Annotated in this window: 15 protein-coding genes and 1 tRNA gene; 11 read left to right on the forward strand and 5 right to left on the reverse strand. The window is 60.1% G+C overall.

Annotation, left to right across the window (positions count from 1 at the left end; genetic code table 11):
• Positions 1 to 10 precede the first annotated feature (10 nt).
• From ACP7C6_RS16005 to pqqE, 10 genes are all read left to right on the forward strand, one after another.
• Positions 11 to 87 (forward strand) — tRNA-Ile (locus ACP7C6_RS16005).
• Between the two features lie 87 nt (positions 88 to 174).
• Positions 175 to 621, forward strand: coding sequence for an Lrp/AsnC family transcriptional regulator (locus ACP7C6_RS16010; RefSeq protein ID WP_028618175.1), 447 nt, complete (start codon positions 175 to 177; stop codon positions 619 to 621).
• A 145-nt stretch (positions 622 to 766) separates the two neighbouring features.
• Positions 767 to 2,470, forward strand: a complete 1,704-nt coding sequence (locus ACP7C6_RS16015; protein WP_028618176.1) for a flavin monoamine oxidase family protein — start codon at positions 767 to 769, stop codon at positions 2,468 to 2,470.
• A gap of 10 nt (positions 2,471 to 2,480) precedes the next feature.
• Positions 2,481 to 3,275, forward strand: a complete 795-nt coding sequence (locus ACP7C6_RS16020) for a carbon-nitrogen hydrolase family protein (RefSeq protein ID WP_426108979.1) — start codon at positions 2,481 to 2,483, stop codon at positions 3,273 to 3,275.
• A 48-nt stretch (positions 3,276 to 3,323) separates the two neighbouring features.
• Positions 3,324 to 5,666: a pyrroloquinoline quinone biosynthesis protein PqqF gene (gene pqqF / locus ACP7C6_RS16025; RefSeq protein ID WP_426108980.1), complete on the forward strand. Its 2,343-nt coding sequence runs from the start codon at positions 3,324 to 3,326 to the stop codon at positions 5,664 to 5,666.
• Positions 5,667 to 5,825: 159 nt separating this feature from the next.
• On the forward strand, positions 5,826 to 5,900 hold the full coding sequence (gene pqqA, locus ACP7C6_RS16030) for a pyrroloquinoline quinone precursor peptide PqqA (RefSeq protein WP_003194766.1): 75 nt from the start codon (positions 5,826 to 5,828) through the stop codon (positions 5,898 to 5,900).
• A 66-nt stretch (positions 5,901 to 5,966) separates the two neighbouring features.
• The gene (gene pqqB, locus ACP7C6_RS16035; protein ID WP_028618179.1) at positions 5,967 to 6,878 is read left to right on the forward strand and encodes a pyrroloquinoline quinone biosynthesis protein PqqB; all 912 of its coding nucleotides are present in this window, start codon (positions 5,967 to 5,969) and stop codon (positions 6,876 to 6,878) included.
• An 11-nt stretch (positions 6,879 to 6,889) separates the two neighbouring features.
• Complete coding sequence (gene pqqC / locus ACP7C6_RS16040; RefSeq protein ID WP_028618180.1) at positions 6,890 to 7,642, forward strand: pyrroloquinoline-quinone synthase PqqC; 753 nt, start codon at positions 6,890 to 6,892, stop codon at positions 7,640 to 7,642.
• On the forward strand, positions 7,639 to 7,914 hold the full coding sequence (pqqD, locus tag ACP7C6_RS16045) for a pyrroloquinoline quinone biosynthesis peptide chaperone PqqD (RefSeq protein ID WP_068936301.1): 276 nt from the start codon (positions 7,639 to 7,641) through the stop codon (positions 7,912 to 7,914). The genes pqqC and pqqD overlap by 4 nt, the downstream gene beginning before the upstream one ends.
• On the forward strand, positions 7,907 to 9,037 hold the full coding sequence (gene pqqE / locus ACP7C6_RS16050; protein WP_050587907.1) for a pyrroloquinoline quinone biosynthesis protein PqqE: 1,131 nt from the start codon (positions 7,907 to 7,909) through the stop codon (positions 9,035 to 9,037). The genes pqqD and pqqE overlap by 8 nt, the downstream gene beginning before the upstream one ends.
• Positions 9,038 to 9,042: 5 nt before the next feature.
• Here pqqE and ACP7C6_RS16055 read toward each other — a convergent pair whose 3' ends face one another.
• The 4 genes from ACP7C6_RS16055 to ACP7C6_RS16070 all read right to left on the reverse strand — a co-directional run bounded on the left by ACP7C6_RS16055 (position 9,043) and on the right by ACP7C6_RS16070 (position 11,454).
• Entirely contained in the window at positions 9,043 to 9,201 is a 159-nt protein-coding gene (locus ACP7C6_RS16055) for a YqaE/Pmp3 family membrane protein (protein WP_010207008.1), read from the reverse strand.
• A gap of 94 nt (positions 9,202 to 9,295) precedes the next feature.
• Complete coding sequence (locus ACP7C6_RS16060; RefSeq protein ID WP_028618183.1) at positions 9,296 to 9,616, reverse strand: helix-turn-helix domain-containing protein; 321 nt, start codon at positions 9,614 to 9,616, stop codon at positions 9,296 to 9,298.
• The gene (locus ACP7C6_RS16065; RefSeq protein ID WP_028618184.1) at positions 9,600 to 9,965 is read right to left on the reverse strand and encodes a type II toxin-antitoxin system RelE/ParE family toxin; all 366 of its coding nucleotides are present in this window, start codon (positions 9,963 to 9,965) and stop codon (positions 9,600 to 9,602) included. Before ACP7C6_RS16065 ends, ACP7C6_RS16060 begins: the two co-directional genes overlap by 17 nt.
• A 226-nt stretch (positions 9,966 to 10,191) precedes the next feature.
• Positions 10,192 to 11,454 carry an aspartate aminotransferase family protein gene (locus ACP7C6_RS16070; protein WP_426108981.1) on the reverse strand — a complete coding sequence of 421 codons (1,263 nt, stop codon included), beginning with the start codon at positions 11,452 to 11,454 and terminating at the stop codon, positions 10,192 to 10,194.
• A 209-nt stretch (positions 11,455 to 11,663) separates the two neighbouring features.
• On the opposite strand from ACP7C6_RS16070, the gene ACP7C6_RS16075 reads away from it, so the two are divergent.
• Complete coding sequence (locus ACP7C6_RS16075; RefSeq protein ID WP_122686819.1) at positions 11,664 to 12,563, forward strand: LysR family transcriptional regulator; 900 nt, start codon at positions 11,664 to 11,666, stop codon at positions 12,561 to 12,563.
• Positions 12,564 to 12,804: 241 nt separating this feature from the next.
• Here ACP7C6_RS16075 and ACP7C6_RS16080 read toward each other — a convergent pair whose 3' ends face one another.
• A complete protein-coding gene (locus tag ACP7C6_RS16080) occupies positions 12,805 to 14,583 on the reverse strand; it encodes an acyl-CoA dehydrogenase C-terminal domain-containing protein (protein ID WP_028618187.1) in 1,779 nt (592 codons plus the stop codon).
• Positions 14,584 to 14,646 lie beyond the last annotated feature (63 nt).

Below are 14,646 nucleotides of genomic sequence, written 5' to 3' on the forward strand. Positions count from 1 at the left end.
GACCTACTGAGGGCCTATAGCTCAGTTGGTCAGAGCAGAGGACTCATAATCCTTTGGTCCACGGTTCAAGTCCGTGTGGGCCCACCAAACAAGAAAGCCGCGCATTGCGCGGCTTTCGTGTGTCTGGAAGGCTGTAATATGCTTCCCGCCCCCGCCCATACTCTGGAGCCCACCTTGCCCGCCCTAGATGAAATCGACCGCCAACTGATCGCCGCCCTGCAGCTCAACGCCCGCGAAAGCGTGGCCATGCTCGCCCGGCAGTTGGGCATCGCGCGCACTACCGTGACGTCGCGCCTCGCGCGCCTGGAGAAAACCCAGGTAATTACCGGTTATGGCGTGCGTCTCGGGCAGCGTGTGGTCGAGGGTGGTTTGCAGGCGTATGTCGGCATCACCGTGCAGGCGCGCTCGGGCAAGGAAGTGCTGCGCCGACTCAGTGCGATGGCGCAGGTGCAACAATTGTGCGCGGTGAGTGGCGAGTTCGATTACGTCGCATGGCTGCGCACCGATTCGCCGGAACAGTTGGACCAATTGCTCGATCAGATCGGCAGCGTCGACGGCGTGGAGAAAACCACCACTTCGATCATCCTCAGTAACAAATTGGATCGCGGACAACCAATCTGATCACCGATCTCGTCACTCTGACTAAAAACAAAGCAATTTGACGACACTTTGCGTCTTATTAACGAACGCTACGCTCTCTAAACTGGCTGCCATCTTTTCCTATACTCAGCGGGTCACGCCCGCCTAGTCGCCAGTAAGGTCAGCCATGAGCATTCCGTCCAGCACCCTCAGCAAGACCAATCGCCACCCCGCCGACGGTAAGAAGCCCATCACCATCTTTGGCCCGGACTTCCCGTTCGCCTTCGATGACTGGATTGAACACCCGGCCGGCCTGGGTAGTATTCCTGCGGCCAACCACGGTGCCGAAGTGGCGATCGTCGGCGCCGGGATCGCGGGCCTGGTGGCCGCCTACGAGCTGATGAAGCTCGGCCTCAAGCCGGTGGTGTACGAAGCCTCGAAAATGGGCGGACGCCTGCGCTCCCAAGCCTTCGAAGGTGCCGAAGGCATCATTGCCGAGCTGGGTGGCATGCGCTTCCCGGTGTCGTCCACCGCGTTCTACCACTACGTGGACAAGCTCGGACTGGAAACCAAACCCTTCCCCAACCCACTGACCCCGGCGTCCGGCAGCACGGTCATCGACCTTGAAGGCCAGACCCACTACGCGCAAAAACTCTCTGACTTGCCGGTGCTGTTCCAGGAAGTGGCCGACGCCTGGGCCGATGCTCTGGAAGCCGGCTCGCAGTTCGGTGATATCCAGCAAGCCATCCGCGACCGTGACGTGCCGCGCCTCAAGGAGCTGTGGAACAAGCTCGTGCCGCTGTGGGATGACCGCACCTTCTACGATTTCGTCGCCACCTCCAAGGCATTTGCCAAATTGTCCTTCCATCACCGCGAAGTGTTTGGCCAGGTCGGTTTCGGCACTGGCGGCTGGGACTCGGACTTCCCCAACTCCATGCTGGAAATCTTCCGTGTGGTGATGACCAACTGCGATGACCACCAACATCTGGTGGTCGGCGGCGTGGCTCAGGTGCCAATGGGTATCTGGCGTCATGTGCCGGAGCGCTGCGCCCACTGGCCGGCCGGCACCAGCCTGAGTTCGCTGCATCGCGGTGCACCAAGAGCCGGGGTGAAGCGCATCGCCCATGCCGCCGATGGCCGTTTCGCCGTCACCGACAACTATGGCGACACACGCGAATACGCCGCGGTACTGACCACCTGCCAAAGCTGGCTGCTGACCACCCAGATCGAATGCGACGAAACCCTGTTCTCGCAAAAAATGTGGATGGCCCTGGACCGCACGCGCTACATGCAATCGTCGAAAACCTTCGTGATGGTCGACCGGCCGTTCTGGAAAGACAAAGACCCGGAGACCGGTCGCGACCTGATGAGCATGACCCTCACCGACCGCCTGACCCGTGGCACCTACCTGTTCGATAACGGCGACGACAAGCCGGGGGTGATCTGCTTGTCGTACTCGTGGATGAGCGACGCGCTGAAAATGCTGCCGCAGCCCATCGATAAGCGTGTGAAGCTGGCCCTCGACGCCCTCAAAAAGATCTACCCGAAAGTCGATATCAAGGCGCGCATCATCGGCGACCCGATCACCGTGTCATGGGAAGCCGACCCGCATTTCCTCGGTGCCTTCAAGGGCGCGCTGCCCGGCCACTATCGCTACAACCAGCGCATGTATGCGCACTTTATGCAGAAGGACATGCCCGCCGAACAACGTGGGATTTTCATTGCCGGTGATGATGTGTCCTGGACCCCAGCCTGGGTCGAAGGCGCGGTGCAGACCTCGCTGAACGCGGTGTGGGGCATCATGACCCACTTCGGTGGCAGCACTCACCCGGAGAACCCAGGGCCGGGTGACGTATTCGATGAAATCGGGCCGATCGCCCTGGCCGATTAAGGAGTTGAACATGCGTGTCGCCCTGTACCAATGCCCACCGCTGCCTTTAGATGTGGCCGGCAACCTCAAGCGCCTGCATCAACTGGCGCATGAGGCGTCCGGCGCCGATGTGCTGGTGCTGCCGGAGATGTTCCTGAGCGGCTACAACATCGGCGCCGAAGCCGTTGGCGCCTTGGCCGAGGCGCAGGATGGTCCGTCGGCACAGGCGATCGCCGAACTTACCAAAGGCGCCGGGCTGGCGATTCTGTACGGCTACCCTGAACGGGCCGAGGATGGCCAGATCTACAACGCCGTGCAGTTGATCGACGCCCACGGCCAGCGTGTGTGCAACTACCGTAAGACGCACCTGTTTGGTGATCTGGACCATTCGATGTTCAGCGCCGGCGACGATGATTTCCCACTGGTGGAGCTCAACGGCTGGAAGCTGGGTTTCCTGATCTGTTACGACCTGGAGTTCCCGGAAAACACCCGGCGCCTGGCCCTGGCCGGTGCCGAGCTGATCCTGGTGCCCACCGCCAACATGGTGCCATTTGACTTTGTCGCCGACGTCACCGTGCGGGCACGGGCCTTTGAAAACCAATGTTATGTGGCCTACGCCAATTATTGCGGGCACGAGGGCGAGATCCAGTACTGCGGGCAAAGCAGCATCGCCGCGCCGAATGGCCAGCGCATTGCCCAGGCGGGCCTGGATGAAGCCTTGATCGTCGGGGAGCTGGATCGTCAGTCGATCCTCGATGCCCGTGCCGCCAATCACTACTTGCAGGACCGTCGCCCCGAGCTGTATGGCGCGCTGCACAAGCCCTGATCCAGCCGGTTTGTTAGCATAGGCCTATTCTACGTTTCGGAACTGCCCATGCCTGCGCCGGCCCACCCTCATTCTCTTCACCTGACCCTGGCTAACGGCTTGCGGGTTTCCTTGCAGCATGCGCCGCGTTTGAAGCGGTGCGCAGCAGTGCTAAGGGTGGCGGCCGGCAGCCATGACGTGCCGATGGAGTGGCCGGGGCTGGCGCATTTCCTCGAGCATCTGTTGTTCCTCGGCACCGAACGTTTTCCCACGGACGAAGGGTTGATGGCCTACGTGCAACGCCATGGGGGCCAGGTCAATGCCAGCACCCGTGAGCGCACTACGGATTTCTTCTTTGAACTGCCGGTCGCAACGTTTGCCGGTGGACTGGAGCGGTTGGTGGACATGCTGACCCACCCACGCCTGGCCCTGGAGGATCAGCTGCGCGAGCGCGAAGTGCTGCACGCCGAGTATGTCGCCTGGGCCCAGGATGCCAAGGCACAGCAGCAGGTCGCGTTGCTGGAGGGGCTTGCGGCAGACCACCCGCTGCGGGGTTTTCATGCGGGCAACCGCGATAGCCTGCCGGTGGAGCGTGAGGCATTTCAGCAGGCGTTGAGTGAATTCCACGCGCAGTTCTATCAGAGCGGGCAGATGACATTGAGCCTGGCGGGCCCGCAATCACTGGAAGAACTGGAAACCTTGGCGCAACGATTCAGTGAACAGCTGAGTTCTGGACCTCTGCGCCCACAATCCGCCCCGCCAGCGTTGATGCAGGGTGATGCGCAGAGCTATCAGCACATCACCCTGCATCACCTGCATCACGTCATGACCTGTGATGCGCCACGCAAAGCACTGGAGTTTCTCTGCACCTGGCTCAACGCCTCGGGACCCGGCGGGTTGCTGGCTGAACTGAAAGCGCGGCAACTGGCGAGTGCACTGCAGGCGTCAGTGCTTTATCAGTTCGCCGGGCAAGCCGTGTTGGATATCGACTTCACCATCCAAGCTGAATCAGCCACGCAGATCGAGGCGTTGCTGCACGACTGGCTGAGCTTTTTCGCACACAGCGACTGGACTTCATTGCGTGAAGAGTTCGCGCTGCTGGCCGCTCGTCAACAGCAGGTCCAAGGCGCCCTTGCGTTGGCCCGGAACGACAGCCAAGACCTATCGGAACAGGACGTTGTCGCCCTCAAGGCCATGCTTGATTCGCTGCACCTGCCAGAATCCACACACACTTGGCAGTTGCCGCCAAACAACCCGTTCCTGCGCCCACCGGCCAAGGAAGAACGCGCCGGCCTGATTCGCGGCCAGACCAGCGCTCACCGTGGCTTGCGCACCTTTGCCCAGGATCGCTCCCGTGGACGTAGGGAAGTGTCGGCGCTGACCTTCAGTCAGGCATTGGCAGGCGATGGCGATGAAGGCGCGCTGTATCTGCAATGGCGATCAGCCCCTTCCGGCCTGGAAAACGCTTTGCAGCCGTTGCGCGAGCATGCCGGTCAGGCAGGCGTCGAATTGTCGTTCGAAAGCCTGGGCCAAGACTGGCGGGTGAAAATGATTGGGCTATTGGAGCCCATGCCAGCCGTGTTGGACGTGTTGGCCAAAGGCCTGAATGAACCGCAAGAGGCTCAGCCCGACTCACCGCAGATGATTGCCATCCGAGAATTGCTCAAGGCCCTGCCCGCTTGCTGCAACGGCCACAATCCCGAATCGGCATCCTGGTCCACTGCGCACTGGCAAGGCCTGGGACTGGGTTTCTCCGCAGCGCATGAAGCCGCGATCAAGTCCGCAGCGGCCCGTCTGCCCGGGCAACCCGCAAATCTTAATCACCGCGCGCCGTCCCTCAGCGGTCAACGTATCTGGCACGCGATAAAAACCGACTCTGACGAAGCCGCATTGCTGCTGTTTTGCCCAACGCCGAGTCAATCCCTGGCGGACGAAGCCGCTTGGCGACTGCTTGGCCATCTGATCCAAGGCCCGTTCTACCAGCGCCTGCGCGTTGAGCTGCAAATCGGCTACGCCGTGTTCAGCGGTATCCGACAGATCAATGGCCAGACCGGCCTGCTATTCGGCGTGCAATCCCCCAGCGTGTCGCTGGAAGTCATCGTTGATCACCTGCAAGTATTCCTGAACCAACTGCCGGCACTGATCGATAGCAACGACGACTTGGGCAACACGGCTTTGGCGCAGCAATTCTCAGCACAGACACTGCCCAATGCCCAAGCCGCCGAATTGTTATGGCACGCCCATCTGGCGGGCCACTCGTCGGGTTACCTGGCTGACCTTCAATCCCACATCCAAGCCTGCACCCGCGACGCAGTGCAGCTTGCCGCCCAACAACTGAACGACGCCGCAGGCGGCTGGCGTTGCGTGGCCAACGGCCCGCCCATCTCGGAAATCTGGCATGCGGCAGACTGATCATTGCCGCCCCTGCAAAAGGCTTTTTCCACCAAGACAGCGCTAACTTGAAAAGAATTGCGTAACATTCATACGCACACATCTGAACATCTCCGATTGGAGGTGGACTATATGTATTCCTTGGTAGTAAACGTCCCATCCCTTCGTAGGAGTAAGAATATGACCTGGTCCAAACCTGCTTACACTGATCTGCGTATCGGCTTCGAAGTCACCATGTACTTCGCCAGCCGTTAATCCGCTGGGTAATACAACGCCTCGGTTCGCCCGGGGCGTTTTTGTTTTGAGCTTGATGGAGCTGCCATGTTTGTCCAGATTCTAGGTTCCGCCGCCGGCGGTGGTTTCCCGCAGTGGAACTGCAACTGCGTGAACTGCGCGGGTTTTCGTGATGGCAGCCTGCGGGCCCAGGCGCGCACCCAGTCGTCCATCGCGATCTCCGACGATGGCGTGAACTGGGTGCTGTGCAACGCCTCACCAGATATCCGCGCGCAGCTCCAGGGTTTCGCACCGATGCAACCCGGGCGCGCCCTGCGGGATACCGGCATCAGCGCAATCATCCTGATGGACAGCCAGATCGACCACACCACTGGCCTGTTGAGCCTGCGCGAAGGCTGCCCACACCAAGTGTGGTGCACCGACATGGTCCATGAAGACCTGAGCACCGGCTTCCCGCTGTTCACCATGCTCACCCACTGGAACGGCGGCCTGGCCTGGAACCGCATCGAGCTGGACGCCAGCTTCAGCATCCCGGCCTGCCCCAACCTGCGCTTTACCCCACTGCCACTACGCAGTGCCGCGCCGCCCTACTCGCCGCACCGCTTCGACCCGCACCCCGGCGATAACATCGGCCTGATCGTCGAAGACCTGCGCACCGGCGGCAAACTCTTCTACGCGCCAGGCCTGGGCAAGGTCGACGCGCCGCTGCTGGAGATCATGGCCGGTAGCGACTGTCTGCTGGTGGACGGCACGATGTGGGATGACGATGAAATGCAGCGCCGTGGCGTCGGCACCCGCACTGGCCGCGAGATGGGCCACCTGGCGCAAAACGGCCCCGGCGGCATGCTGGAAGTGCTGGAGCAATTGCCCAAGCAGCGCAAAGTACTTATCCACATCAACAACACCAACCCGATCCTCGATGAAGACTCCGCCGAGCGAGCGGAACTGGTGCGGCGCAATGTCGAAGTGGCTTACGACGGCATGAGCATTGAATTGTAGGAGCGATCGAAATGACTGACACGCCGTTGACCACCGTTGAATTCGAAGCCGCCCTGCGGGCCAAGGGCGCCTTCTACCATATCCATCACCCGTACCATGTGGCGATGTACGAAGGCCGCGCGACCCGCGAGCAGATCCAGGGCTGGGTTGCCAACCGTTTCTACTATCAGGTGAACATCCCCCTGAAAGACGCTGCGATCCTGGCCAATTGCCCGGACCGCGAGATCCGCCGCGAGTGGATCCAGCGCCTGCTTGACCACGACGGCGCTCCCGGTGAAGACGGCGGTATCGAAGCCTGGTTGCGCCTGGGCCAGGCCGTTGGCCTCGACCCGGACCAACTGCGCTCGCAGGAATTGGTACTGCCCGGCGTACGATTTGCGGTAGACGCCTACGTCAACTTCGCCCGTCGCGCCAGTTGGCAGGAAGCCGCCAGCAGTTCGCTGACTGAGCTGTTCGCACCGCAAATCCACCAGTCGCGCCTCGACAGCTGGCCGCAGCATTACCCGTGGATCGACCCGGCCGGTTATGAATATTTCCGCACCCGCCTGGGCCAGGCCCGTCGCGATGTGGAACATGGTTTGGCGATCACCCTGCAGCACTACACCACCCGTGAAGGCCAGGAGCGCATGCTGGAAATTCTCCAGTTCAAACTGGATATTTTGTGGAGCATGCTGGATGCCATGAGCATGGCCTACGAACTCAAGCGTCCGCCGTATCACAGCGTGACCGAACAGCGGGTTTGGCATAAAGGGATCCCCCTATGAGCTTTGATCGCAGCAAGAAACCCACCTGGCGCCCGGGCTATCGCTACCAGTACGAGCCCGCGCAAAAAGGCCATGTGTTGCTCTACCCCGAAGGCATGATCAAGCTCAACGACAGCGCTGCCCTGATCGGTGGTTTGATCGACGGCGAGCGCGACGTGTCGGCGATCATTGCAGAGCTAGATAAACAGTTCCCCGGCGTGCCAGAACTCGGTAAAGACATCGAGGATTTCATGGAGGTCGCCCGTGCAGAGCACTGGATTACCCTTGCCTGAAAAACCGCCGGTTGGCTTGCCGCTGTGGTTACTGGCCGAGCTGACCTACCGCTGCCCGTTGCAGTGCCCGTACTGTTCCAACCCGCTGGACTTTGCCGAGCAGGGCAAGGAACTGAGTACCGAGCAATGGTTCAAGGTGTTTCGCGAAGCCCGCGAGATGGGCGCGGCACAACTGGGGTTTTCCGGCGGTGAGCCATTGGTGCGTCAGGATCTGGCCGAGCTGATCGCCGAGGCGCGCAGGCTGGGGTTCTACACCAACCTGATCACCTCCGGCATCGGCTTGACCGAACAGAAGATCAGCGACTTCAAGAAAGCCGGTCTGGACCATATCCAGATCAGCTTCCAGGCCAGCGACGAACAGGTGAACAACCTGCTGGCCGGCTCGAAAAAAGCCTTCGCGCAAAAGCTGGAAATGGCCCGTGCCGTGAAGGCCCACGGCTACCCGATGGTGCTGAACTTCGTCACCCATCGGCACAATATCGACAAGATCGACCGCATCATCGAGCTGTGTATTGCGCTGGAAGCGGACTTCGTCGAGCTCGCCACCTGCCAGTTCTACGGCTGGGCCCAGCTCAATCGTGTAGGGCTGTTGCCGACCCAGGCACAACTGGTGCGCGCCGAGCGCATCACCAACGAATACCGCGCCAAGCTGGAAGCCGAAGGTCACCCGTGCAAGCTGATCTTCGTCACACCGGATTACTACGAAGAACGCCCGAAAGCCTGCATGAACGGTTGGGGCAGTATCTTTCTGACCGTGACACCGGACGGCACCGCCCTGCCCTGTCACGGCGCCCGACAGATGCCGGTGCAATTTCCCAATGTGCGCGACCACAGCATGCAGCACATCTGGTACGACTCGTTCGGCTTCAACCGCTTTCGCGGCTATGACTGGATGCCCGAGCCATGCCGGTCATGCGATGAAAAGGAAAAGGATTTCGGCGGCTGCCGATGCCAGGCCTTCATGCTCACGGGGGACGCGAGCAATGCCGACCCGGTGTGCAGCAAGTCCGAGCAGCACGGCATCATCCTGCAAGCGCGGGAAGAAGCCGAACACGCCACCCAGACCATCGAGCAGTTGGCCTTTCGCAACGAGCGCAACTCACGGCTCATCGCAAAAGGCTGACGGCCTTAGCGCTTGGCGATGATGTACACGGCGTGGATGATGCCCGGGAAGTACCCGCACAAGGTCAGCAGGATGTTCAGCCAGAATGCACCGGCGAAACCCACTTGCAGGAACACACCCAGTGGCGGCAGCAGAATGGCGATGATGATACGAATGATGTCCATGGGTAAGCTCCAGAAAATCGGCTCGTGTGAGCCGTGTAGCTAATCGACCTTGGGCGTTCGTGAGGGTTCAGTGGGATCTGGCGTTGGGCCACTGTCAGGCGAGAATCTCCAAGCCGTGTTTCTTCACGATGCTCAGTAACTTGAGCGCCATGCCGCTGGGTTGCTTCTCACCGGACTCCCACTTTTTCACGGTGGACGCGCTTGTGTTCAGGTAGCGGGCGAACACAGGTTGGCTCACATGGCTGCTTTCACGAAGCTGCTTGATTTGGTCGGCCGGGATTTGCTCAGGGACGGCAGATAAGCAGGCCTCGTCATATTCGCGAAGCGTGGTTTTGCTGATGGCGCCAATTGCGTACAGTGCTAGGGCTGACTGGTGAACAGACTCAAGTACTTCGCTTTCATATTTTTTGGTCATGATGTATCTCCACAAAATCCTTGGCATCCAGCAGGTATCGGAGCTGTACTTCGCTTAAGTTTTCATAGACCTTAGCCAGCGCTCGAAGCCTACCCAATTCCTTAGGGCTGATATTGCTCTGTCTCTGCTTATCAAAAAGAGATTGATAAACCCAGTAATGCCGGCCCTTTGCCAACACAATGGAGCGGTGCCGGTTTTCCTTGAGGCGCTTCTTCCAAACACCACCACCCAGATTATCCGCTTGGCCCTTGAGCAATTCGCCAAACGCTTCTCTTAGCTCAGAATCACAGATCCAGGCTCTGCTCGCTGCATCAGCGAAATTACGGGTTTTAAACAACCTGAGTTTCATGGATATCCCTTCCCATAAACATACCACCCAGTGGTATAGATTAGAAGTAGAGCACGCTGTGCCCCATCGGCAGTCCTTGCCGACGCCCGCTAAAAAGCCATTGTTTTCACAAACGCTCAATCAACATTTTCAATCCAAAAATGACACGCCCAAAAAAACGCCCCCAGCCAAAAAAATCAGGCCGGAGGCGCCGCGTAGACCGCGAGACGGTTCAGGAATAAGGGGGCTAAACGGCGATGCCCTTGCGGCACTGCAGTTGGGCGGTACGCACGCGGGAGAAGGCGCGGGCCAGGCGCAGGAGCATTTCGTCGACGTTGCTTTTGCTCACGGTCAGGGCCGGGGTGAAGCGTAGGCAGTTGGGTTGCGGAGCTTGGAGGATCAGGCCTTCGTGCAGCGCCGCTTTTACAACAGCATCCGCAGAATCATCCGACAACGTCAGGCCCCACATCAGGCCATGGCCACGCAATTGACCATGGTCGTAGCGGTAGGTCAGGCGCGCAAGACCTTCGCCCAGGTACAAGCCGGTCTCACGCACGTGATCCATAAAGCCGTGCTCCAGCACGGAGTCGAGTACTGCCAGCCCGGCCGAAGCCATCAGCGCATTACCGTGGTGAGTGCCTTCCAACTCGCCCACGTCGAAGCAACAGGCTTTGCCGCGCGCCAGCAGTGCTGCCAAGGGGACCCCGCCACCCAGGCCTTTGCCGAGGGTGATGATGTCGGCACGTACGCCGTATTGTTGCTCGGCGAGCAAGGTGCCGCAGCGGCCCATGCCGGTTTGTACTTCGTCGAGAATCAGCAGGATCCCCAGTTCACGGCACAAACGCTCAACGCCTTTGAGGTAATGCTCGGTTGCAGGAATGACGCCCGCTTCGCCCTGGATCGGTTCGAGCAGGATGGCGACGGTTTGCGCATCGACTGCCGCATGCAGGGCCGGCAAGTCATTAAAAGGCACATGGCTGAAACCGGGCAATTGCGGTTCAAAACGATTTTCCGGGCCACCCGCCGAAGCCGACATCGCGGCAAAACTGCGGCCATGGCAACCGGCGCTGGCACTAATGATGCGATAGGCCCCCCCGCGATGCAGCTGGCCCCATTTGCGCGCCAACTTGATCGCCGCTTCAACGGCTTCCGCGCCGGTGCTGAGCAGGTACGCCTGATCGCTGCCGGTGCGATGGCACAGGCGCTCAGCCAGGTTGAGTTGAACGCGGTTATGCAGGCCGTTGCCGGGATTGATCAGCGCCTGGGTCTGGTCAGCCAGCGCCTTGATCAACACCTGAGGGCTGTGGCCGAGGCTGTTGGCCGCGTTGCCCTGACTGAAATCCAGGTAGGCATGGTCGTCGCTGTCCCACAGCCAGGAACCCTGGCCGCGTACGAAAACTTGCGGCGGACGAGCGACGGAGGGCATCAGGGATTCGCTGGTAGACGTATCGCCGGGCGCCTCGAGAATCAAATCGTCCAGGCTCGGCGCGGGGCGACGGAACAGATTCATAGCTCACCCCCAATAGCAATCGGACCTTGGTCGGTGCGACACGCCAATACTGCCTCGAGGTTTTTTGCCTTGCCTATGTAAACGCCACCAACATAAACGCTGTTCATTGCCTGATCCGGCCCTGTAAGCCCTGCGAATAGGCGCTAGACTAGGCTCCTCAGGGGCCAACAGCCATTTCGTTTTTCCAGCTTTTTCGATAAGTAAGTCTTATGGATTTCAAGCAACTGCGTTATTTCGTCGCGGTGTATGAGGAAGGCCACGTAGGTCGTGCCGCCGAGCGCCTGTCGATCTCCCAACCAGCGCTGTCCCAGCAGATCCGCCAGTTGGAACAGAACCTGGATGTGAGTCTGTTCGAGCGCAGCAGCAAGCGCCTGTTGCCAACACTGGCGGCGCACACGTTGTACAACCACGCGTTGCCGCTGATCGATGGCATGCAGCAAGCCGTTGAAGCCCTGCGCAACTTCAAGGGCCAGGCGATGCGCACCTTGGCCATCGGCGTGTTGCAAACCGTGCACACCAGCCTGGTGCCGCAGATGCTCGAGCGCGTGCGCAAGGCCCAGCCACATCTGGTGGTGCAGATCTACGAATTGACCGGACTTGAAATCGAGCGACGACTGCTCAACGGCTCACTGGATATCGGCATAAGCTACTTGCCGCCACGCCAGCCGGGGCTGCACGGCGCGTTGCTGTACGAAGATGAGCTGAAAGTCGTCATCCCCGAAGACCATCCCCTGCGGGAATTCAAGAAAGTCTCGCTGAAGCAGGCGGCGGAGCTGCCGATGTTGCTGCTGGGGGAGGAGTTCCAGGTCCGGCAGATCTGGCAAGGACAGCTGTCCAACCTCGGAAGACGCCCGCAAGTACAGGCAGAGTTGAACACTATGGTGGGGATTCTCGACAGTCTGCCGCACACAAAACTGGCGACGGTGCTGCCGGGGCGCTCGCAGGACGAACACAACAGTCAGTCGCTGCTATGGAAACCCTTGAGTGAACCCAGAGTGCCGCTGAAAGTCGGCCTGGTGTGCCGCGATGTGCAACGCCAGCAAGCGACAGTGGCGTTGCTGCGCACTCTGCTGGAAGACGTGATGAATGCCCCGCAGGCACAGTCCTGAACTCAAGCGGGCTGACTTTTTCGCGGGCAAAAGAAAACCCCGCCGAAGCGGGGCTTTGCAGACTGTTTCCCTGACATCCATTTCACTCCGCCGTCCTGGCAGAATCCTACGTGTCCGTGTTGTTGCTTTGCGCTTCCTGCGCGACGTCCATGTGAAGTAGATTATCCGTGGATCCAATATGGCGATAGAGGACGATTAGCAGCACGTCATGTAAGAGAATGCTTACACGCCCTCAAACCCCTTAGAACAGGGCCTCATCCAGCAAGAACAGCGATTCGCTACCGGATTTTACCGACGCACTCAGCGAGTGAATACGTGGCAACAAGCGCGCAAAGTAGAAGCGTGCAGTGCCTAGCTTGCTTGCGTAGAAGTCTTCTTCAGATTCCTTGCCCAACGCGGCCTTGGCCATGCGTGCCCACATATACGCGTAGGCCATGTAGCCGAAGGCGTGCAAGTACTCCACCGACGCCGCGCCGATTTCATTCGGGTTAGTCTTGGCGCGATCCAGTACCCAGGCGGTCAGCTCATCCAGGCTATCCACCGCCGCGCCCAGCGGTTTGGTGAACTCACTCAGCTCGGCACCCGCCGAGGCAATGAACGCGCGGATTTCATCGGCAAACAAGGTGTAGAACGCCCCACCACTGCCGACGATCTTGCGCCCCATCAAGTCCAGCGCCTGGATGCCGTTGGTGCCTTCGTAGATCTGGGTGATGCGCACATCCCGCACCAGTTGCTCCTGGCCCCACTCGCGAATGTAGCCATGGCCGCCGAACACTTGTTGGCCGAGCACGGTGGTTTCCAGGCCCAGGTCGCTCAAGAACGCCTTGGCTACCGGGGTCAATAACGCAACCAGGTTATCGGCGCGCTCACGGGCTGCGGCATCATCGCTGAACTTGGCGATGTCCAGTTGCGTCGCCACATAGGTGGAGAACGCACGGCCACCTTCGTTCGCGGCCTTCATGGTCAGCAACATGCGGCGCACGTCGGGGTGCACGATGATCGGGTCGGCCACTTTGTCTTTATGCTGTGCGCCGGTCGGTGCACGGCTTTGCACGCGGTCGCGCGCATATTCAATGGCGTTCTGGTAGGAACGCTCGCCGGACGCCAGGCCCTGAATGCCCACACCCAGGCGCTCGTAGTTCATCATGGTGAACATCGCGGCCAAGCCACGGTTCGGCTCACCCACCAGGTAGCCCACGGCTTCGTCGAAGTTCATCACGCAGGTCGCCGACGCCTGGATCCCCATCTTGTGCTCAATGGAACCGCAGCTCACGGTGTTGCGCGCGCCCAGGCTGCCGTCGGCATTGACCATGAATTTCGGCACCAGGAACAGCGAGATACCCTTGGGGCCGGCCGGTGCGTCCGGCAGCTTGGCCAGCACCAAGTGGATGATGTTCTCGGTGAGGTCGTGTTCACCCCCGGTGATAAAGATCTTGGTACCGCTGACTGTGTAGGAACCGTCAGCCTGCGGCTCGGCCTTGGTGCGGATAATCCCCAAGTCAGTACCGGCGTGGGCTTCGGTCAGGCACATGGAGCCGGCCCATTCACCGGAATACATCTTCGGCAGATAAGCGGCTTTCAGTTCTTCGCTGGCGTGGGTGTTGATCGACACGCAGGCGCCGGAGGTCAGCATCGGGTACAACCCGAACGCCAGGCTCGACGAGTTGATCATCTCTTCAACCTGGGCCGACACCGCCTTAGGCATACCCATGCCGCCGAACATCGGATCACCACCTACCCCAACCCAGCCGCCTTCGGCATAGGTTTTGTAGGCCTGTGGAAAACCGTCCGGCGTGAATACCGCGGTGTTGTCCCAGCGGCAACCCTGCTCATCGCCACCGCGGCTGAGCGGGGCGATGGATTTGGCGGTGACCTTGCCGGCTTCTTCGAGGATGGCCTCTACGGTTTCGGCGTCAACGGTGTCTGCCAATGCCGGCAATTGGGCCCAAGTGGTGGCGACCTCAAAGACTTCGTTGAGGACGAAGCGCATATCACGCAGCGGCGCTTTGTAATCAGCCATGGCAAACCTCGTGAGAACGTGAAAAGTAATTCGGTAAGAGTCGGTTTTACAGGCTCAGAGTGT

It is taken from the genome of Pseudomonas sp. TWR1-1-4 (genome assembly GCF_049897165.1).
GTDB lineage: Bacteria > Pseudomonadota > Gammaproteobacteria > Pseudomonadales > Pseudomonadaceae > Aquipseudomonas > Aquipseudomonas canadensis.